Below are 20255 nucleotides of genomic sequence, written 5' to 3'. Positions count from 1 at the left end.
TTAAGCGCCTCGGCAGTCGATGATCAGAGGTCGGCAGGCAATGGCTGCTTGAGCCAGGTCTGCGCGTTCTTCTCCAGCGCGCCGTCTTTCTTCGCCGCTTCGAGGATCTCGTTCACTTTGGCGAGCAACTCGGGCTGACCTTTGTTCACGCCCACATAGACTGGCGAGTCCTTGAGCTTCACTTTCAGCTCAGGAATGCGCTTGGGGTTCTTCTCGCTGATGGCGACCATCACCACGTTGCCGCTGGCGATCAGGTCGGTCTGCTTGGCCAGGTAGGCCGCTATGGTCGAGTTGTTGTCTTCGAAGCGTTTGATCGTTGCTTCCTTCGGTGCGACGGCGGTCAGCTCGATGTCCTCGATGGCACCACGGGTCACGCTGATTGTCTTGCCCTTCAGGTCGTCCACGGTTTTGATCGCGTCTTCAGGCGGACCGAAAACCGCGAGGTAGAACGGCGCGTAGGCGCGGGAGAAGTCGATGACCTTTTCGCGGTCCGGGTTTTTGCCGAGGCTTGAGATGACCAGATCAACCTTGCCGGTGGTCAGGTACGGGATGCGGTTGGTGCTGTTGACCGGGGTCAGCTCAAGTTTGACCTTCAACTGGTTGGCGATGAGCTGTGCGGTGTCGATATCCAGGCCGCGCGGCTTCATGTCGGGGCCGACTGAGCCGAAGGGCGGGAAGTCTTGCGGGACAGCGACTTTCAACGTGCCACGAGCGGTCACATCCTCCAGACCATTAGCGTGGGCAGGGGCCTGGCCGAGCATGAGGCTGGCAAACAGTGCGGCGAGCAGGGCGCTGTAACGCTGGGTCATGTGGTGTCTCCGAATCGATCAATGTGCAGGCGAAGCCCGGGTGATGGCCAAGCACTAGTGCACAGCCCATGCCAGACGCTGGTTTGCGACCGTGGAATGCGGGCCGCAGGCGTGATCCGGTCTAACTGGTCTGAACAGTGAATAGGCGAGCCGCCCCGCTTTGGCGCGCCCGAAAGGCCCGGCGCCCCTCCCTTGGGCGTCACTTGCCGGATGTCTCCGATGGGGATACAAGGGATTTTTCCTACGGTTTACGCACCTTAATTGCCATGCATCCGAGCCCTGTCGCTGTGCCTGAAGCCGCCTTCCAGGCGATCCGCAAATTGATCGCCGAGCAGGGCTATGTGCCTGGCGACAGCCTGCCATCTCAGCGGGATCTAGCGATTCGTCTGGGCGTAAGTCGCGCTTCGTTGCGTGAGGCGTTGTCGTCATTGAGCGCCCTGGGGCTGGTCAGTGTGCAGCCCGGCAAAGGCGTCTTCGTACAGGCGGTTTCTGAACCACAACGGAGCACGGACGGATTTTCCTGGCCCTATGCGGCGCACGCATCACCTGCTGAGACTTTTCAGTTGCGCTATGCGCTGGAGGGTTTCGCCGCCGGGCTCGCAGCGGTCACGCTGACGGCCGACGAGCGCGATGTACTGGAAGATAACGTCGAAGCCATGCGCCTTGAGCTCAAGGCAGGGGATTTTGAATGCGCGGCCCGGCTGGACTTTGATTTCCACCGGCGCATCCTCGTCGCCAGTGGCAATCAGGCGATTCTGGGGATCATCACCACCAGCGCCGACATTTTTCTGGAGAGCCAGAAGCTGCCTTTTATTCGGGCGGGCAGGGCCATGGAAACCTGGCAGGAGCATCGCAAGATCCTGCGGGCGTTGGCGCGGAACGCGTCTGGCCCGGCGCAGAAAGCCATGCAGGAGCATATCCGTGGCGCGGCGTTACGCACCGGCATCGTGTTCGTCGCGCCCTCGGGTTGAGACCGTTGATTGACGCAACCATACCGAGTCATAGCTAGAGACAATTAACCCCGGCTTCCTGTCACCGCGTGACACAGTTATGATGGCCCACGTTTTTTTGCCTATGACCTCGGAGAAATCTCATGAGTAACGACCTGATCAAACACGTCAGCGACGCGAGCTTCGACGCCGATGTCCTGAAGGCTACCGGCCCTGTACTGGTGGATTACTGGGCTGAATGGTGTGGGCCATGCAAGATGATTGCACCGGTTCTGGATGACCTCGCCACCCATTACGAAGGCAAGCTGACCATTGCCAAGCTGAACATCGACGACAATCAGGAAACCCCGGCCAAGCATGGCGTTCGTGGTATCCCGACCCTGATGCTGTTCAAGGACGGCGAAGTGGCGGCGACCAAGGTCGGCGCACTGTCCAAGTCGCAGTTGCAAGCGTTCCTAGACGCCAACATCTGATGACGATATAGCCCCGCAAATCGCGGGGTTTATTTCTGGCGTCGTACTAGACGCTTAGAAAATCAAGTGGTACATTCGGCCCCGTAACGGCTTCTCCGTTGCCCCCTGCTAGCCGTCGCCGACGCTCTCCTTTCGATTTGTACGCGATCCTGTCGCCTTCTCTGCGGCGCGGCCTCATTAAGCCAAAAGCTTAATTTCCCCCTCCATACATGATTACGTCATTCCTATATGAACCTGACTGAACTCAAGCAAAAGCCTATTACCGATCTGCTCGAAATGGCCGAACAGATGGGCATAGAAAATATGGCCCGTTCGCGCAAGCAGGACGTGATTTTCTCCCTGCTGAAGAAGCACGCGAAAAGCGGCGAGGAAATCTCGGGTGACGGCGTGCTGGAGATCCTCCAGGATGGCTTCGGCTTCCTCCGTTCTGCAGACGCCTCCTACCTTGCCGGCCCAGACGACATTTACGTCTCGCCCAGCCAGATCCGCCGTTTCAACCTGCGCACGGGCGACACCATTGTCGGCAAGATCCGTCCGCCGAAGGAAGGCGAGCGTTACTTCGCACTGCTCAAGGTCGACACCATCAACTTCGACCGTCCAGAAAACGCGAAGAACAAGATTCTGTTCGAAAACCTGACGCCGCTGTTCCCGACCATTCGCATGAAGATGGAAGCCGGTAACGGTTCCACCGAAGACCTCACCGGTCGCGTCATCGATCTGTGTGCCCCGATCGGTAAAGGTCAGCGCGGTCTGATCGTTGCTCCGCCAAAAGCGGGCAAGACCATCATGCTGCAGAACATCGCGTCGAACATCACGCGCAACAATCCTGAAGTCCATCTGATCGTTCTGCTGATCGATGAGCGTCCGGAAGAAGTCACCGAAATGCAGCGCACCGTGCGCGGCGAAGTGGTTGCTTCCACCTTTGACGAGCCACCTACCCGTCACGTGCAGGTCGCCGAAATGGTGATCGAAAAGGCCAAGCGCCTCGTTGAGCACAAGAAAGACGTGGTCATCCTGCTGGACTCCATCACCCGTCTGGCTCGCGCCTACAACACCGTCATTCCGAGCTCCGGCAAGGTCCTGACCGGTGGTGTCGATGCACACGCCCTCGAGAAGCCAAAGCGTTTCTTCGGTGCGGCACGTAACATCGAAGAAGGCGGCTCGCTGACCATCATCGCCACGGCACTGGTTGAAACCGGCTCGAAGATGGACGAAGTGATCTACGAAGAATTCAAAGGCACCGGCAACATGGAGCTGCCTCTGGATCGCAAGATCGCAGAGAAGCGCGTCTTTCCGGCCATCAACATCAACCGTTCCGGCACACGCCGCGAAGAGTTGCTGACGGCCGACGACGAGTTGCAGCGCATGTGGATCCTGCGCAAGCTGCTGCATCCTATGGATGAAGTCGCAGCCATCGAGTTCTTGATCGACAAGCTGAAACAGACCAAGACCAACGATGAGTTCTTCCTGTCGATGAAGCGCAAGTAACACCGCGCTGAACCGACCGTAGAAAAATGGTGTCCTTCTGGACGCCATTTTTTTTGACCTTTTCTGTAGATATCTCCCGTAGACAAGGAGCGTCATGCACACGTTTGGCAATCGTCGCGATATCGATGGACTTCGCGCCCTGGCCGTGGTCCCGGTGCTGTTGTTTCATTTCGGTCTGGGCCTGAGCGGCGGCTTCGTCGGTGTTGATGTGTTCTTCGTCATCTCCGGCTACCTGATCACGTCCATCATCTTCCGCGAGATCAGTGCAGGGCGATTCAGCTTTGTCGATTTCTGGGCCCGTCGCGCGCGACGCATAGTCCCTGCCGTGACCGTTGTCGTACTGGCCACGTTGGCGTTTGGCTGGATCTTGCTGACGCCCAAGCACTACGCCGAGTTGGGCCGGGAAGTGCGCTATCAGTCGATGTTCATGTCCAACCTGCTGTTCATGCGGCAGGACGGCTACTTCGATTCCACCTCAGACTTCAAACCGCTTCTTCACACCTGGTCACTGGCGGTGGAAGAGCAGTACTACATTTTCTTCCCGCTGCTGATGGTTTTGGCGACGCGGTACGTGCGGCACTGGCGCTGGTTGCTGCTCGGCTTGCTGGTGCTGTCGTTCGGGCTGAACATCTGGGCGATCAAGCACAAACCCGAAGCTGCATTCTTTCTGCTGCCGATGCGTGCATGGGAACTGCTGTGCGGAGCGATGCTGGCCATCGCGCCTGCGCCTAAACGTCCGCTGCCGAGCTGGGTGTACCAGACGGTCAGCCTGAGCGGCTTTGCGGCGGTCGTGCTGGCGATGCTGAGTTTTGACAAAACCACGCAATTCCCCGGCTGGGCGGCGCTGCTGCCGGTTCTTGGCACCACGGCGATGATCTGGGCCAACGGTCATCCCGCGTCATGGGTTGGGCGTTTGCTGAGCATCAAACCACTGGTGGCAATTGGTCTCATCTCCTACTCGCTGTACCTGTGGCATTGGCCGATCCATGTCTACGCCAACGCGATCTCCGTCGACGGTATTTCCGACCTGGAAGCGATCGGCTGGATCCTTCTGGCGGGCGCGCTCGCTTGGCTGAGCTGGCGCTTCGTTGAGCTGCCATTCCGTGAGCGCCGCGTGCTGGCTGGCCGCAAGCCGGTGCTGATTGGCGGCTTGATTACCTTGGCCGTTTTAGCGCTGGTAGGGCAGGCGGTACGCTCCAGCGATGGTGTGCCGCAACGCATTTCGGGTCAGGCCCTTGCGTATGCGCAGTCGCAGGAATGGAACGCCGGGCAGATGGACTGTTTCTTGCTGGGATCAAAGAAGAGCCAGGGGCTGGACAAACTCTGTCGGGCAGGTGGGAAGGAGGACGCGCCGCCATCTCATCTCATCTGGGGCGACAGTCATGCGGCCGCCCTTTGGCCAGGCGTGAAAAACGCAGCCGAGCGGGCGCATGTGCCTGTCTGGCTCGCGAGCTTGAGCGGCTGTCCGCCCCTTGTCAGCACCGCAACAAGCAAGCGCTGCCAGGACTTCAACGCGTTGAACGTCGAGCGCGTTCGGGCACAGAAAATCTCTGACGTGACGCTGGCCGCGCGCTGGAGTTTGTACATCTACGGCCTGGAAGACGGCAACAAGAGCAACGTGCTGCTGAAAAACGAATCCATTGCTCAAAACCAAGCGTATTTTGCCGACGCCTTAAAAGCCCAAATCGCCGAATTGCGGGCGGCCGGGGCGCAGGTCTGGTTGTTCAAGGAAGTGCCGCAGCAACGCAAGGGCGCTATTGAAAGACTGAGCAGCCTTGCGAGAGTCGGCCGCTCGGCTGCGCAGGTTGGACGGCCGCTGGCAGAACTCGATGCTCGGCAGGCATTCATCAATCAGCTGTTCGCCAGCCTGAGTGAGGCGGATGCAGGCATTCACCTGATCGATCCTAAACCACTGCTGTGCGAAGGCGGCCTGTGCCGTGCCGAAGTTGACGGGCGTTCGCTGTACAAGGACGAAGATCACCTTTCGGATCTGGGCGGCGAGAAGATGGAGCCGCTGTTCACGCCGATATTCCGCGAAACACCGCGTATTTGAGTTGGACACAAGCTGCCCTCTGCGGTCATAGCAGGTAGGATGTGCATCTATTTGGTGAGTGGCCGGGTTAATGAAATTCAAGGATCTACGGGATTTCGTGCAGCAGCTTGAGCAGCGCGGAGAGTTGAAACGCATTCAGGTACCCATTTCCCCTGTACTGGAAATGACCGAAATCTGCGACCGGACCTTGCGCAACAAGGGGCCGGCGTTGCTCTTCGAAAAGCCAACGGGCTTTGACATCCCTGTGCTCGGCAATCTGTTCGGCACGCCCGAGCGGGTTGCCATGGGCATGGGCGCCGAGTCGGTGTCCGAGCTGCGGGAAATCGGCAAGCTTCTGGCCTTCCTCAAAGAGCCCGAGCCGCCCAAGGGCTTGAAAGACGCCTGGTCCAAGTTGCCTATCTTCAGAAAAGTCATCGCCATGGCGCCGAAAGTCGTCAAGGATGCCCCATGTCAGGAGATCGTGATCGAGGGTGACGACGTCGACCTCGGCATGCTGCCCGTGCAGACCTGCTGGCCCGGCGATGTAGGCCCGCTGATCACGTGGGGCCTGACGGTCACTCGCGGGCCCAATAAGGAGCGGCAAAATCTTGGCATCTACCGCCAGCAGGTGATCGGCCGCAACAAGGTGATCATGCGCTGGCTCAGCCACCGCGGCGGCGCGCTGGATTTCAGAGATTGGTGCAACAAACACCCGGGTCAGCCATTCCCGGTGTCCGTGGCGTTGGGCGCTGACCCCGCCACCATTCTTGGCGCCGTGACGCCAGTGCCCGACAGCCTGTCCGAATACGCATTCGCCGGCCTGCTGCGTGGCAACCGTACCGAACTGATCAAATGCCGTGGCAATGATCTTCAAGTGCCGGCCAGCGCGGAAATCGTCCTTGAAGGCGTGATTCATCCCGGCGAAGTGGCAGATGAGGGTCCGTATGGCGACCACACCGGCTATTACAACGAGGTCGACAGCTTCCCGGTCTTCACGGTCGAGCGCATCACCCACCGCATCAAGCCGATTTACCACAGCACCTACACGGGCCGGCCACCTGATGAGCCCGCCATTTTGGGCGTGGCGCTCAATGAAGTGTTCGTGCCGATCCTGCAGAAGCAGTTCCCCGAGATCGTCGACTTCTACCTGCCGCCCGAGGGTTGCTCGTACCGCATGGCGGTCGTGACGATCAAGAAGCAGTATCCCGGCCATGCCAAGCGCGTGATGCTGGGCGTCTGGTCGTTTTTGCGACAGTTCATGTACACCAAGTTCGTTATCGTCACCGACGACGACATCAATGCCCGTGACTGGAATGACGTCATCTGGGCAATCACCACGCGCATGGACCCCAAGCGCGACACGGTGATGATCGACAACACGCCAATCGACTACCTCGATTTCGCCTCGCCGGTCTCCGGTCTGGGTTCGAAAATGGGGCTCGATGCCACCCATAAATGGCCGGGCGAAACCACCCGTGAATGGGGTCGCGCTATCGTCAAGGACGAAGCGGTGACCCGCCGGATCGATGAAATCTGGACTCAGCTGGGAATTGATTGATGCGTGTAACCTTGCAGCCATCGGGCGCAGTCATCGAGACATTGCCGGGCGAGCGGATCCTCGACGCTGCCCAGCGGCTGGGCTACGAATGCCCTCAGAGCTGTCGCAACGGCAATTGCCACATCTGTTCCGCGCTGCTGGTTGAAGGCAGCGTTGAACAGGCGGGAGAAATCCGCAACCACGGCGAAATTTACACCTGCCTGGCGGTGCCGCAGCAAGACTGCGTCGTACTGTGGGACAGCGTGCTGCCCCTTGGGGAGCTGCCGGTGGGTACGTTCGCCTGCCAGGTCAGTGAGTGTGTGGAAGTCGGCGGCGATGTATGGCGCGTGATGCTCCGCGCGCCTGCGGGCAAACCGCCGCGTTATCACGCCGGTCAGTACCTGATGATCCATCGGGACGACGGGGAGAAATCTGCATTTTCCATGGCCTCAGCGCCGGAGAGCGGGCGAGATCTGGAATTTCACGTGCTCGCCCGCGAGGCGAGTGCGCAAAATCTGATCAAGCAGTTGCAGCGCGATGGCATGGCGCGAGTTGACCTGCCCTTCGGTGATACTCACTTGGGTGAATTGCCCGATGGCCCGCTGGTATTGATCGCGGCAGGCACCGGTATGGGGCAGATGCACAGCCTGATCGAGCATTGCCGCTCAAAAGGCTTTCCGTATCCGGTGCATGTGTATTGGGGAATGCGCCGTCCGGAAGATTTCTATCAGCTCAAGCATTGGGATGAATGGCAGACGCTGCCCAACCTGTTCCTGCACAAGGTCGTCAGTGATCTGTGCGGTTGGGAAGGGCGCTGCGGCATGCTGCACGAGGCGGTCTGCGAGGACTTCAGCGATCTGAAGTCGCTTTATGTATACGCCAGCGGTTCACCGGCGATGGTCTATTCGACCCTTGATGCGCTGGTGCTGGCCGGCATGGATGCGCATCAGATGCGTGCCGATGTTTTCGCGTACGCCCCGAGGCCCTGAAGCGCAGTCACTCGTCGACACAGGATGTGGACAGCGTATTGCATGACTGTTTGTCAGATAACGGTTTTTCCGGCGTGACCCATGCGCCGGTGGCCGAGTCACAACGTCAAACTGCCTGCGATGCCGTCTGATTGTTCATTCGTTGTTGCCAGACCCGTTTCATGAGTGTTCAGCGTTGCACCGGCGTCAGCCTTGCCGGTGGGGGGAACCAGATGGGGAATCAAATCAATATCCTGGCGGAAGCCGTCCATGACGGCCTGGGGCTGTCCTACCCGCCGGTCATCGATCTCGGGCCGAAACTGAGCCGCGAACAGCTGCTTGCCTCCATCCACGCCACGATGAGCCGCCATCAGGGCGGTCCGATCTGGTTGTTCGCGTACGGATCATTGATCTGGCGGCCCGAGTGCAGCGCCGTCGAGCGTCAGCGCGGTCGGGTCCACGGCTATCACCGCGGTCTCTATCTTTGGTCCCACGAACACCGCGGCACCCCCGAACAGCCAGGGCTGGTGTTCGGTCTGGATCGCGGCGGCTCCTGCAGCGGATTCGCCTACCGATTGCCTGAAGACAATATCGACGAATCCTTGCTGGCGTTGTGGCAAAGGGAAATGCCTTTCCCGTCCTACCGCCCGCACTGGCTCAACTGCCGACTGGAAGACGGCACCAAGGTGCAGGCGCTGGGATTTGTACTGGAGCGGCATCTGCCCAGTTACGCCGGCAACCTGCCCGACAGTGTGCTCACCCAAGTGCTGGCCAACGCCAGCGGGCGATTCGGGACCACCTGGGAATACGTCGAACAAACCATCCGCGCACTGCGCACCCACGCCATGCCGGACTTGAGCCTGGAAGCGCGGTTCAAGCGGTGCAGGCCGGTGTTGTTGGCGATATAGCCGCCTGACTCGCTCACGTTGGCTCTGCCTGATGGGCACGCCTCAGCGCTTTACCTGTAGGAGCGCGCTTGCTCGCGAATGCTTTGTGTCAGTCAGCTAATCCATCTCAGACAGATCGCAATCGCGGGCAAGCGCGCTCCTACATTCTCGCTAAGAAAGATGCTAAGCCATTTCCTCTCGCGACTGGCTCGCCACCCGCGTATGCCGCAGCGTTGGTATCAGGAACGCTATTGCGAGGATGCAAGCGGACACCAGCAGCACGAAGCCGCCGTCCCAGCCAAAGTGGTCGACTGTGTAGCCCATCAGCGCGCTGGCGGCGACCGAGCCACCGAGGTACCCGAACAGACCTGTGAATCCTGCTGCCGTACCGGCTGCTTTCTTCGGTGCCAGTTCAAGGGCCTGCAAGCCGACCAGCATGACCGGGCCGTAGATCAGGAAGCCGATCGAGACCAGAGCAATCATGTCGACAGTGGGGTTGCCTGGTGGGTTGAGCCAGTAGACCAGTGTCGCAACGGTCACCATCGCCATGAACACAATCCCGGTCAGGCCACGGTTGCCACGGAATATCTTGTCGGACATCCAGCCGCACAGCAGCGTGCCCGGAATGCCTGCCCACTCATAGAAGAAGTAGGCCCAGGACGTCTTGTCGACGTCGAAGTGCTTGGCTTCTTTCAAGTACGTTGGCGCCCAATCCAGCACGCCGTAGCGCAGCAGGTAGACGAACACGTTGGCCAGCGCGATGTACCAGAGCATTTTGTTGCGCAGGACGTATTTGACGAAGATCTCTTTGGCGGTGAATTCCTCTTCGTGGCTCGCGTCGTAGCCTTCCGGGTAGTCGTTCTTGTAGTCCTCGACCGGCGGCAAGCCCACGGACTGCGGAGTATCACGCATGGTGACAAAGGCAAACAGAGCGACAAACAGGGCAACCGCCGCAGGCACATAAAATGCGGCGTGCCAGTCGTTGGTCCAGCCGAGTCCGAGCAGGAACAGCGGGCCGATCAAGCCGCCGCCGACGTTGTGCGCCACGTTCCAGACCGACACTACGCCGCCACGTTCCTTCTGCGACCACCAGTGCACCATCGTGCGTCCACTCGGCGGCCAGCCCATACCTTGGGCCCAGCCGTTGATGAACAGCAGAATGAACATGATCGTCACGCTGGACGTCGCCCAGGGTGCGAATCCGAACACGAACATCACCAGCGCAGAGATCACCAGCCCGAATGGCAGGAAGTAACGCGGATTGGAGCGATCTGACACCAGCCCCATGAGGAATTTTGACAGGCCGTACGCAATGGCAATCGCCGAGATCGCGAGGCCCAGTTGGCCACGGGTATATCCCTCATCGATCAGGTAGGGCATGGCCAGCGAGAAATTCTTGCGCAGCAAATAGTAGCCGGCGTAACCGAAGAAGATGCCGGCGAAAATCTGCCAGCGAAGGCGGCGGTAGGTAGAGTCGATACGCTCTTCAGGCAGCGGAGCCTGATGTGCGGCAGGACGGAAAAAGGCAAACATCGGGACACTCCATTTATTTTATTGTTATGCGAATCCGAATATTACATTTTCGTTACAGAAAATAGGAAGGCTTCTCATCGGATAAAAAGCCGTAAACGTTGGTGAAAGGTAATTCCTTTGCGAACATCGCATCCGGGATGTCGGGAGGCAGTCAGTGATTGACGTTTGCGCAGAAGCGTTCATTAGCGGGATGTTCGCCCGAAGAAGTTGCTCACCGGTGCAGCATGGCCAGCTGGGCGAACGAGGTGTTCAGTTCACCCCCCTGCTAGCACGCATCGGTTACCCGTTCTTGAACCTCAAGCGTTCGGCAGGGTTGCTTTGGCGCTCGGCGATACTTTGCGCAGGAACGGATGCTCGATGCACCAGTACGTCGCGACGCTGATACTGCTGGTCAGCAGGATGATCAGCGGTAAGTACAGTGCGTAGCTGAGCGGATCCGGTGTGGTGAAGTCGTACACGCCCAGCAGGCTGAACATGCTGTATATGACGATGCCGTGCAGCAGGTAGATGCTGAAGCTGGCCTCGCCCAGAATCTTCAACCCTCGAATCTCCAGTACCCCGTGCAAGCTGTTGCCGAGCACAAACAGCGCAAACGGAATGCCGAGGATCAGCATCTGCAGCGTCGAGTAGGATTTGAGCTTCATGCAGATCAGCAGTATCGCAACTGCAACCAACGTGCAGCGCACGCCCGTGAAGTCGATTTTCCACTGGCGCATCCGGTCTTCAAAAACCGCCACCGCGATGCCGACAGCGAACAGTTTGATGAATCGGTTGTGAAAGTGATGGTGGTACTCGCCCCACAGGCACGCTAGCGCAATCAGCCCGACCAGGACGGCCATGCCGGGGAGCTTGCGCCGAAGCAGGCAATACAGCACCGGCAGCGACAGGTAGAAGACCGCTTCATAGAGCAGCGTCCACTGCACCGAGGCGTTGATACGCACGGTATCCGGAAAACCGTTGATGGGGCTGCCGATTAAAATCAGCCATCGACCGAGCGACTTGATGGTGTCCATGATCGGTGCGCTGATGTCAGCGGATTGATACAGCGCGATGGCCGTAATCAGCGCGACGCTGAAGAGGTACATCGGGAAGATCCGCCGTAACCGTGACGACAGGATCAGCCGCCATTTCGGCTCGCTTCGGTAGATCTTCGCGGTAAACAGGTAACCCGTGATCATGAAAAACAGCGACACCGGTACCGTGCCCATGTTGTTCAGCACGCGGCTGTCCGTGGTTTCCCAGACCCCGTTGACGTGCCAGTAATAACTGACGATGAAGTGATGAACGATGACTGCGGTGGCGAGCACGCCGCGCAGTCCGTCCAGCGACGAAATGCGGTGGAGGGCGTCTTGGGAGAGGATCGGCAGGCGCCGGGTGGCAAGGCAAAATATCGCGATCGACAACGCGTACAGCGTAATCAAAATCAGAGTGACGGTCATCAATACTGGGTCCGCAGTTCGTATGGGAGTCGATACCGAATGACTCGTGTTCGGTATGTATCGGCCGTGAAATATACGGAACACATCAAGTGCCGTCGCGGGTTGTTTAGCGACGTGTTGATTTTGGGAGCGGTCCTACGCAGCTCTGGGAAGTCATGAGCTATTGCCGCCGCGGGCCAGTGCACAAAATGCGCGCCAGCTTTCTGCACCCACGCAGGAGGCACATGGGAAAAGTGTGCAGGTGACAGCAGTGATGAGCAGATGGGTTTTATGCGTGATGTGTGCGATTTGTATCGAGGCAAGCGCGGAAGAGAGCGATGTGGAGTATGACTATCGCAGGGCGCCCGCCTGGCCGTATTCGCTGCTGAAATCGGGCGTATCCGGCTGGGTCGTCTACGACCTGAAGGCGCACCAGGACGGAAGGGTTTCCGCGCCTGAGGTGCTGGACAGCTCGCATGCTCTGTTTTCCCTCTCCGTCGTAAACGTGGTGCCGACGTGGCGCGTTAAACCCTGGGTCGTCAGTGAGCAGCGTCCGGCAGTCATTTCGCTGCGTCAGGAGCATTACTTCGTCCACCCGCGTGAAGGAAATGCTCACGTGCCTTGGCTGCATCGGAGTCTGCGCCACCTGTCCTGCGCGAAATTCAACAATCGCTTCGACGACTTCCAGCAGAACTCGTCTGATCTTGAACAGGTGGAGATGAGCGTGTTCCGGCACACCTACAGCGTACTCGCGAGGGTGGCGACTTACAGAAGGCTGCCCGACGAGCAAAGGTTCGCGCTGGGGGATGCGCTGGCAGATGCAGTTCCGGAGGTGATTCAGCGATGCCGGGCGAATCCGGAACTGCGTTACAAGGACGTGTTGCCTGATCAAGTCAGGATGATGCTGTAAGTGCGTGCAGAGAACTCCGCGAAGTGAGCTGCGTTTCTTCAGAGCGGGGTCGGTCGCGATGCACGTTACCTGACGCTCACCACGACTTTGCCAACCGCTTTTCTCTGCGCCAACGATTCAATGGCTTCCCCCGCCTGCTCCAGCGGGTAAACCTTCGACACCAACGGCTTCAGCTTGCCCTCGCTGAACCAGGCGAACAGTTGCTGGAAATTCGCCGCGTTGTCTTGGGGCTGGCGTTGGGCAAATGAGCCCCAGAACACACCTACAACCGAGGCACCTTTCAACAGTGCGAGATTGACTGGCAGTTCGGGGATACGACCACTGGCGAAGCCGACCACCAGCAGTCGACCGTTCCAGGCGAGGCCGCGAACAGCCTGATCAAAAAGGTCGCCGCCCACCGGGTCATAGATCACATCGACGCCGTTACCGTTAGTGAGGCGTTTGATTTCATCCTTCAGATTGCTTTCGCTGTAGTTGATCAACTCGTCGGCGCCTGCGGTTTTGGCGACCTCCAGCTTTTCTGCGCTGCTGGCGGCGGCAATCACGCGAGCGCCCATGGCTTTACCGATCTCAACGGCGGCGAGGCCCACGCCCCCGGAGGCGCCGAGGACGAGAAGGGTTTCGCCGGCCTGCAGATTGGCCCGCTGTTTGAGGGCGTGCATGGACGTGCCGTAGGTCATGCTGAAGGCGGCGGCAGTGGTAAAGTCCATTGCCTCCGGAATGGGCAGGACGTTGTAACCGGCCACGGCAATCTGTTCAGCGAAGCTGCCCCAGCCGGTCAGCGCCATTACCCGGTCACCGACTCGAACATGGCTGACCTTTTCGCCGACAGCCGTCACAACGCCCGACGCTTCACCTCCGGGCGAGAACGGAAAAGGCGGCTTGAACTGGTATTTGCCTTCGATGATCAGCGTGTCCGGGAAGTTGACCCCGGCAGCGTGCACGTTCAGAAGAATCTCGTTCTTCTTCGGCTCCGGGCTGGGGATGTCCTCCAGCACCAGATCTGCAGCGGGACCGAAGGCTTTACAAAGCACGGCTTTCATCGAGGGCTATTCCTTTTTCGGGGATGGCCGATAAGTACAGGTAGCGAGGTTGTGGGGTCAATGAGCATGGCCCGGCCTGATAGGTATGCATAAGCTGAAGTAAGCTATGCGGCGAAGCGGATTGAGGAGCGGACTGTGAAAGCGTGGATTGTTATGTTGATGGCATTGTCGATGCCTGTTGCGGCGCTGGCCGAAGAGGGCGGCGAGAAAGAAGATCCAAACAAGGTTTCCTACGTGGCGTTGACGCCACCCTTCGTAGGCAACTACTCACTGGATGGCAGCCCGAAACTGCACGTCTATAAAGCCGACGTCGCCTTGCGCGTGACTGGCGCCGAAGCGCAGAAACTGGTGAAGCAGAACGAGCCGCTGATTCGCAATCAGCTGGTGGCGCTGTTCACTCAGCAAACGGTCGACAGCATGGGCAACGTCGATGCCAAGGAAAAACTGCGTCAGGAAGCACTGAAGCAGACCCAGCAAGTGCTGACCCAGGAAACCGGCAAGCCCGTGGTTGATGATCTGCTGTTCAACAACTTTATCGCCCAGTAACACGCGGCATTCTGAACTCAGCGCAAGCCCAGTACGGCAGCCCATTGTTCGTCCGTCACCAGCATCACAGACAAGCGGCTGCCTTTCTGCACCAGAGGCATCTGCTCCAGCGCGGCTTGTTGCTTCAGATAACCCAGCCCGAGCACGTTTGAAAACGCTTCGACGAATGCCACATCAAGAGCGCTCCAGGGGTTTTTCTCCTCGGTGGCTTTGGCGTCGAAATAGTGGCTTTTTTCGTCCAGCGCGGTGGGATCCGGATACGCGGCCTTGACGATTTCTCCGATGCCGGCGATTCCCGGCTCCGGGCAGCTGGAATGGTAGAAAAAGAACTGATCGCCCACGGCCATCGCTCGCAGAAAGTTGCGGGCCTGGTAGTTACGGACACCGTCCCAGCGTGTCTGCCCGAGCTTTTCAAGCCCGCTGATCGAGAGCTCGTCGGGCTCGGATTTCATCAGCCAATAAGCCATTTCTAAGGTTCCTGAACAGGTCTTGGGAAAGTTGTCCTACGCTTTGATTACAAACCGACAGTCGGCTGGCGTCAGTATTTGCGTGTTGCGTCACGTTGCCGCAGAATGCCGGCATTTTAAGGGCTGCACTATCTGGCAGCCTTGTTTAAACGCTATCGATTTCAGATTCTGATTCGTTACAAAGGGGACGATCAATGCGACGCAAGCCGGATGTACTGTGGGTTTTGGCAATTTTGTTCGGCTTGGGCATCGTCACCACCGGTTACGCGCAAAGTTTGTGGGCCGCCAAGGCAGATGCGCCGGTCGAAATCACTCAGCAACAACAGCCACAGCTCCGCCGCTAAACCGCGTTTTCGCAGCGCGCTTTTCTTGCAGAAGCGCGCATCGCTGACGATTCATTCCGCCATATACCAACGCTTATCCGTCACCGTTCCTGCCAACGGAACATCCCAACTGGCGACCGCCAGCTTCCCTACCTTCTGACACTCGTGGGCCAGTCCCAGCAGCACCGGCTTGCGCCAGGTTTTACGACGCGCGAGATAAGCCAGGCTGCGGTCGTAAAAGCCGCCACCCATGCCAAGACGTCCGCCTTCCGGATCGAATCCCACCAGAGGCATCAGCACCAGGTCCAGCGTCCAGATCTTGCGCTGTCGCCTGGCATTGATACGTGGCTCCGGGATACGGAACCGGTTCGGCTTGAAGTTCTCCCCGGGGCGCACACGCTGAAACACCATTTTCGTTCGCGGCCAGGCACTGAGCACCGGCAGGTAGGTGGTCTTGCCGCGTTTTTGAGCGGCACGAAGCAGCAGGCGCGGGTCGATTTCACCGTCCATCGGAAGGTAGAGAGAAACGTGCCGGGCGCGGCGAAAGAGTGGGTTTTGCGCAAGTTGACGGTACAAGCCCTGTGCCGCCTGTCGCTGTTCTGCCGGGCTGAGCGCGCGACGATTATGGCGAAGCAGTCGACGTAACTGAGGCCGGGAGAGACTTGAAGAATCTGGGAGGGGAGCGGCGCCGGATGAGGTCATGCTGGCGGGTCCGTGAGGCTTTGAGAAGTGATGTCGTGGAATCAGGCAGATTCACGATGCCCACCGCCAGACGGGGCGCCTGGCGATGGGTAGAAGGTTCGAGACTCCCCGACGAACCGCTGTCGGTGTAGCCCTTGAACCCGAAAGTTCAAGGTGGAGATTGCAGGAGGTTTTAAGGCTTTCCGTCGAGCGGACATGCACACCAACCCCAACGTGCAACCCCCGTGGTTGTGCGTATCGGCTCAGGGACATGACCGACTGGCAAGCACTCCAGGGAGCGGTCGCAAGTATACCGAATCATGTCCGAACAATCAGCCTTGTGCTTTATCCGAATCCGTGGCAAGGACCAAGTCTACGCGGTCCAGTAAATCGCGAACCTGCTCACTGTTGGCACCATTGGCCTGAGCCTTTGCCGGTGGCAGTTCCTGTTTGTGCAGAAGGTCATGGGTAATATTCAGTGCGGCCATCACCGCAATACGGTCGGCGCCGATGACTTTGCCGCTGCTGCGGATCTCGCGCATTTTGCCGTCTAGATAACGCGCGGCGCTGACCAGATTGGTGCGCTCCTCTTGCGGGCAGATGATCGAATATTCTTTGTCGAGGATTTGCACGGTGATGCTGTTGCCATTACTCATGAGTCTTGCTCCAGGGCCTTGAGGCGCGAAATCATGGACTCGACCTTTTGCCGGGCGATTTCGTTTTTTTCAATGAGTTGAGCGCGTTCCTCGCGCCAGGATTTTTCCTGAGCTAATAGGAGTCCGTTTTGACTTTTTAGTTGCTCGACACGATTGATCAATAACTCCAGTCGGGCCATCAGCGCTTGCAGGTCGTTGTCTTCCATTGTTTTCCACTGATTACTTTCAGATGAGTGGTGCAGGCGCTGGCGTCTGGATTCGCCCCGGACATCGCCTGATAGCTTGGGCGCGTCTGCCGGTGCTACGATACAAGGCCTTCATTCTAGACATTGCGCCGCTTGGCGCCTAGTTGCCCATGCCTATTCAGAATTCCCCGTACAACGGCTTCGCCACCCTGCTCACCAGCAGTGGTCATCATGTATCTCCTGCCGAATTGCACGGCCTCTTGCTTGGCCGCAGTTGCGCCGGCGCAGGCTTCGATGCGGAAGAGTGGCTGGCCGACGCTCACCTGCTGCTGGAAACAGAGCCTGACGACAAAGTGCGCCAGGCCCTGATCGGCCTGCAGGCAATGGTCAAAAGCGAACTGACCGGCGACGACATGACCGTCGTGTTGCTTTTGCCCGGCGATGATGAGCCTCTCGCTGCCCGCACCGCCGCCATGGCCCAGTGGTGCCAGGGTTTCCTCAGCGGCTTCGCCCGCGTTGGTGGTCAGTCACTGAGTGATGATGCCAGAGACGTGCTGCAAGACTTGGCCGCCATCGCTCAGGTTCATGATGCGCTGGACGAGTCCGAAGACGGCGAGAGCGACTACATGGAAGTCATGGAGTACCTGCGTGTTGCGCCGTTGCTGCTGTTCACCGAGTTCAACCAGAAAACCGACGCTGAAGACGAAGCCAAACCGTCTTTGCACTGACCGCGCCTCATTGCTGCTTCGGCTACGCCGCCTTTGCGCGGCGGTGGCCGAAGCGCACCTCCCGGAGAACCGCACTTGCCGATGATTCATATCCCGAAAGCCGAATATGCCCGCCGCCGCAAAGCGTTGATGGAGCAGATGGAGCCCAACAGTATCGCCATTCTGCCCGCGGCGGCTGTGGCGATTCGAAATCGGGACGTTGAGCATGTGTACCGCCAGGACAGCGACTTTCAATACCTGAGCGGTTTCCCCGAACCTGAAGCGGTGATCGTGCTGATCCCCGGCCGCGAGTACGGTGAGTACGTCCTGTTCTGTCGCGAGCGCAACCCCGAGCGCGAGCTGTGGGACGGCCTGCGCGCAGGTCAGGACGGCGCGATGCGCGAGTACGGCGCCGACGATGCCTTCCCGATCACCGACATCGACGACATCCTGCCCGGCCTCATCGAGGGGCGCGATCGGGTGTATTCGTCCATGGGCAGCAATCCCGAATTCGACCGCCATGTGATGGAGTGGATCAACGTCATCCGCTCCAAGGCGCATCTGGGTGCGCAGCCGCCGAAAGAGTTCGTGGCCCTGGATCACCTGCTGCACGACATGCGCCTGTATAAATCCGCGGCTGAAGTGAAGGTCATGCGCGAGGCTGCGCAGATATCGGCCCGTGCCCACGTGCGGGCGATGCAGGCCAGTCGCGCGGGGCTGTACGAGTTCAGCCTTGAGGCGGAGCTGGATTACGAATTCCGCAAAGGCGGCGCGAAGATGCCGGCCTATGGTTCCATCGTTGCGTCGGGGCGCAATGCCTGCATCCTGCATTACCAGGAAAACGACGCGCCGCTCAAAGACGGCGACCTGGTTCTGATCGATGCCGGTTGCGAGATCGACTGTTACGCCAGTGACATCACACGTACCTTCCCGGTAAGCGGCAAATTCTCCGCTGAACAAAAAGCGATTTACGAGGTGGTGCTCAAATCCCAGGAAGCGGCGTTTGCGGCGATCAAACCCGGCAATCACTGGAATCAGGCCCACGAGGCGACGGTTCGGGTCATCACCGAAGGCCTGGTTGAACTTGGGCTGCTGCGAGGCGCGGTGGATGAACTGATTGCCGCTGAAGCGTACAAAGCTTTTTACATGCACCGCGCCGGGCACTGGCTGGGCATGGACGTGCACGACGTCGGCGAATACAAGGTCGGCGGCGAATGGCGCGTGCTGGAGGCCGGGATGGCGCTGACGGTCGAGCCCGGTATTTATGTGTCCCCTGACAATCAGACCGTCGCCAAAAAATGGCGCGGGATTGGCGTTCGAATCGAGGATGACGTCGTGGTGACCAAAAAAGGCTGTGAAATCCTGACGGGCGATGTGCCAAAGACCGTTGCCGATATCGAGGCCTTGATGGCCGCCGCACGAACCCAAGCCGCATGAGCCGCTTTAATCTGGCCATCGTCGGTGGCGGACTGGTCGGCGCAAGCCTGGCGCTCGCCTTGCAAGCCGGTGCGAAAGCGCGCGGCTGGAAAATTGTGCTGATTGAGCCGTTTGCACCCGGTGACACCTACCAGCCCAGCTACGACGCTCGCTCATCAGCGCTGTCGTTCGGCGCGCGGCAGATTTACGAACGCCTGGGCCTGTGGCAGCAGATCAGCCGCCGCGCCGAGCCGATTCTCAAGATTCACGTTTCCGACAAAGGCCGGTTTGGCGCAGCGCACCTGTCTTCGATGGAGGAAGGCGTTCCGGCCCTGGGCTATGTGGTTGAAAATGCCTGGCTGGGCCAATGCCTGTGGCAGGCGCTGGACAAGGACGTGATCAGTTGGCGGGTGCCGGCCGAGGTCACGCACATGCAGGCGCTGCCCGACGGCTACCAACTGACCCTCAATGACGAAACTCAGCTCACCTGCGACCTGGCGGTACTGGCCGATGGTGGCCGTTCCAGCCTGCGCGAGCAGTTGGGCATTGCCGTGCGACACACGCCGTATGATCAGAGCGCGCTGATCGCCAACATCACGCCGGGAGACGCACACGGGGGTGAGGCCTTCGAGCGGTTTACCGAAAATGGCCCGATGGCGTTGCTGCCACTTCCGGATAACCGTTGCGCATTGGTGTGGACGCGCACCGGCGATGACGTTCAACGGCTGATGGCGCTGGACGACCGAAGCTTCCTGGAAGAACTGCAGGGCGTCTTCGGCTACCGGCTGGGCGCGTTGAAGCAAGTGGGTGCGCGCCATAGCTATCCGCTGGCGCTGATCGAAGCCGAAGAGCAGATCCGCTCTCATCTGGTGGTGCTCGGGAATGCCGCCCACAGTCTGCATCCCATTGCGGGACAGGGCTTCAACCTGTCCCTGCGTGATGCTGCCTCCCTGGCCGAGGCGCTGCTGGCCAGTGATGCATCGCTCGGCGAGCTGTCGACGTTGCAGGCCTATCGCGAGCGCCAGCGGGTTGATCAAAAACTGACCGTCGGCTTTTCCGATCAAGTCACCCGGCTGTTCAGCAGTCAGCAGTCACTTGTAACTGCGGGCCGTAATCTAGGGCTCCTGGGCCTGGATCTGTTGCCTTCGGCCAAGAACTGGTTCGCCCGTCAGGCCATGGGCCTGGGAACACGAAGCGATGTCTGAACACTCCATTCATTCGTGGCC

The 20255-nt window shown here is 59.2% G+C and carries 21 protein-coding genes and 1 other RNA gene; 13 read left to right on the top strand and 9 right to left on the bottom strand.

The genetic code is table 11. The features are described 5' to 3' along the window. Nucleotides 1-23: 23 nt before the first annotated feature. The gene (locus ACYAR8_RS25460; RefSeq protein ID WP_463581409.1) at nt 24-809 is read right to left on the bottom strand and encodes a transporter substrate-binding domain-containing protein; all 786 of its coding nucleotides are present in this window, start codon (nt 807-809) and stop codon (nt 24-26) included. Nucleotides 810-1075: 266 nt separating this feature from the next. Between ACYAR8_RS25460 and ACYAR8_RS25455 the strand changes: the two genes are divergently transcribed. The 7 genes from ACYAR8_RS25455 (at nt 1076) to ACYAR8_RS25425 (ending at nt 9165) form a co-directional block, all read left to right on the top strand. Beyond that, nucleotides 1076-1780: a FadR/GntR family transcriptional regulator gene (locus ACYAR8_RS25455; RefSeq protein ID WP_463581408.1), complete on the top strand. Its 705-nt coding sequence runs from the start codon at nt 1076-1078 to the stop codon at nt 1778-1780. 122 nt (nt 1781-1902) lie between these two features. Continuing rightward, nucleotides 1903-2232 (top strand): thioredoxin TrxA, encoded by a 330-nt coding sequence (gene trxA / locus ACYAR8_RS25450; RefSeq protein WP_074892572.1) that lies wholly within the window; start codon nt 1903-1905, stop codon nt 2230-2232. Nucleotides 2233-2460: 228 nt separating this feature from the next. After that, entirely contained in the window at nt 2461-3720 is a 1260-nt protein-coding gene (gene rho, locus ACYAR8_RS25445; protein ID WP_037016529.1) for a transcription termination factor Rho, read from the top strand. A gap of 94 nt (nt 3721-3814) precedes the next feature. Further along, a complete protein-coding gene (locus ACYAR8_RS25440; RefSeq protein WP_463581407.1) occupies nt 3815-5773 on the top strand; it encodes an acyltransferase family protein in 1959 nt (652 codons plus the stop codon). 70 nt (nt 5774-5843) lie between these two features. Beyond that, nucleotides 5844-7310 (top strand): 4-hydroxy-3-polyprenylbenzoate decarboxylase, encoded by a 1467-nt coding sequence (gene ubiD / locus ACYAR8_RS25435; RefSeq protein WP_463581406.1) that lies wholly within the window; start codon nt 5844-5846, stop codon nt 7308-7310. Beyond that, a complete protein-coding gene (locus ACYAR8_RS25430; RefSeq protein WP_108121169.1) occupies nt 7310-8278 on the top strand; it encodes a CDP-6-deoxy-delta-3,4-glucoseen reductase in 969 nt (322 codons plus the stop codon). Before ubiD ends, ACYAR8_RS25430 begins: the two co-directional genes overlap by 1 nt. A 212-nt stretch (nt 8279-8490) precedes the next feature. Then, entirely contained in the window at nt 8491-9165 is a 675-nt protein-coding gene (locus ACYAR8_RS25425; protein ID WP_074892576.1) for a gamma-glutamylcyclotransferase, read from the top strand. Nucleotides 9166-9327: 162 nt separating this feature from the next. On the opposite strand, the gene glpT is transcribed toward ACYAR8_RS25425, so the two are convergent. Continuing rightward, nucleotides 9328-10677, bottom strand: coding sequence for a glycerol-3-phosphate transporter (gene glpT, locus ACYAR8_RS25420; RefSeq protein ID WP_463581405.1), 1350 nt, complete (start codon nt 10675-10677; stop codon nt 9328-9330). A gap of 296 nt (nt 10678-10973) precedes the next feature. Then, a complete protein-coding gene (locus ACYAR8_RS25415) occupies nt 10974-12116 on the bottom strand; it encodes an acyltransferase family protein (protein ID WP_463581404.1) in 1143 nt (380 codons plus the stop codon). 253 nt (nt 12117-12369) lie between these two features. Between ACYAR8_RS25415 and ACYAR8_RS25410 the strand changes: the two genes are divergently transcribed. Further along, nucleotides 12370-13005 carry an energy transducer TonB gene (locus tag ACYAR8_RS25410; RefSeq protein ID WP_463581403.1) on the top strand — a complete coding sequence of 212 codons (636 nt, stop codon included), beginning with the start codon at nt 12370-12372 and terminating at the stop codon, nt 13003-13005. Nucleotides 13006-13070: 65 nt separating this feature from the next. Here ACYAR8_RS25410 and ACYAR8_RS25405 read toward each other — a convergent pair whose 3' ends face one another. Continuing rightward, nucleotides 13071-14048, bottom strand: a complete 978-nt coding sequence (locus ACYAR8_RS25405; RefSeq protein WP_463581402.1) for an NADPH:quinone oxidoreductase family protein — start codon at nt 14046-14048, stop codon at nt 13071-13073. 135 nt (nt 14049-14183) lie between these two features. Here ACYAR8_RS25405 and ACYAR8_RS25400 point away from each other — a divergent pair, with 135 nt between their 5' ends. Beyond that, complete coding sequence (locus tag ACYAR8_RS25400) at nt 14184-14594, top strand: flagellar basal body-associated protein FliL (RefSeq protein WP_205485272.1); 411 nt, start codon at nt 14184-14186, stop codon at nt 14592-14594. Nucleotides 14595-14611: 17 nt separating this feature from the next. Here ACYAR8_RS25400 and ACYAR8_RS25395 read toward each other — a convergent pair whose 3' ends face one another. Further along, complete coding sequence (locus ACYAR8_RS25395; RefSeq protein ID WP_463581401.1) at nt 14612-15061, bottom strand: EVE domain-containing protein; 450 nt, start codon at nt 15059-15061, stop codon at nt 14612-14614. Nucleotides 15062-15255: 194 nt separating this feature from the next. Here ACYAR8_RS25395 and ACYAR8_RS25390 point away from each other — a divergent pair, with 194 nt between their 5' ends. Then, nucleotides 15256-15405 carry a hypothetical protein gene (locus ACYAR8_RS25390; RefSeq protein WP_108121165.1) on the top strand — a complete coding sequence of 50 codons (150 nt, stop codon included), beginning with the start codon at nt 15256-15258 and terminating at the stop codon, nt 15403-15405. 51 nt (nt 15406-15456) lie between these two features. Here the strand turns inward: ACYAR8_RS25390 and ACYAR8_RS25385 are convergent, their stop codons facing one another. The 4 genes from ACYAR8_RS25385 to ACYAR8_RS25370 all read right to left on the bottom strand — a co-directional run bounded on the left by ACYAR8_RS25385 (nt 15457) and on the right by ACYAR8_RS25370 (nt 16927). After that, a complete protein-coding gene (locus ACYAR8_RS25385) occupies nt 15457-16086 on the bottom strand; it encodes a 5-formyltetrahydrofolate cyclo-ligase (RefSeq protein ID WP_463581400.1) in 630 nt (209 codons plus the stop codon). Between the two features lie 101 nt (nt 16087-16187). Further along, nucleotides 16188-16366: non-coding RNA, 6S RNA (ssrS, locus tag ACYAR8_RS25380), on the bottom strand. A 31-nt stretch (nt 16367-16397) separates the two neighbouring features. Beyond that, nucleotides 16398-16721 carry a cell division protein ZapA gene (locus ACYAR8_RS25375; protein ID WP_065987460.1) on the bottom strand — a complete coding sequence of 108 codons (324 nt, stop codon included), beginning with the start codon at nt 16719-16721 and terminating at the stop codon, nt 16398-16400. Beyond that, a complete protein-coding gene (locus tag ACYAR8_RS25370) occupies nt 16718-16927 on the bottom strand; it encodes a TIGR02449 family protein (protein WP_037016503.1) in 210 nt (69 codons plus the stop codon). The genes ACYAR8_RS25375 and ACYAR8_RS25370 overlap by 4 nt, the downstream gene beginning before the upstream one ends. 149 nt (nt 16928-17076) lie before the next feature. On the opposite strand from ACYAR8_RS25370, the gene ACYAR8_RS25365 reads away from it, so the two are divergent. The 3 genes from ACYAR8_RS25365 to ubiH all read left to right on the top strand — a co-directional run bounded on the left by ACYAR8_RS25365 (nt 17077) and on the right by ubiH (nt 20234). Further along, on the top strand, nt 17077-17634 hold the full coding sequence (locus ACYAR8_RS25365) for a YecA/YgfB family protein (RefSeq protein WP_074892585.1): 558 nt from the start codon (nt 17077-17079) through the stop codon (nt 17632-17634). Between the two features lie 81 nt (nt 17635-17715). After that, nucleotides 17716-19050, top strand: coding sequence for a Xaa-Pro aminopeptidase (pepP, locus tag ACYAR8_RS25360; RefSeq protein WP_074892586.1), 1335 nt, complete (start codon nt 17716-17718; stop codon nt 19048-19050). Then, the gene (ubiH, locus tag ACYAR8_RS25355; protein ID WP_074892587.1) at nt 19047-20234 is read left to right on the top strand and encodes a 2-octaprenyl-6-methoxyphenyl hydroxylase; all 1188 of its coding nucleotides are present in this window, start codon (nt 19047-19049) and stop codon (nt 20232-20234) included. The genes pepP and ubiH overlap by 4 nt, the downstream gene beginning before the upstream one ends. Nucleotides 20235-20255: the final 21 nt, after the last annotated feature.

This window comes from Pseudomonas sp. HP_01, assembly GCF_055284355.1.
Note: the sequence above shows the minus strand (reverse complement) of the source record. Positions and strands in the feature narration are given on the sequence as shown.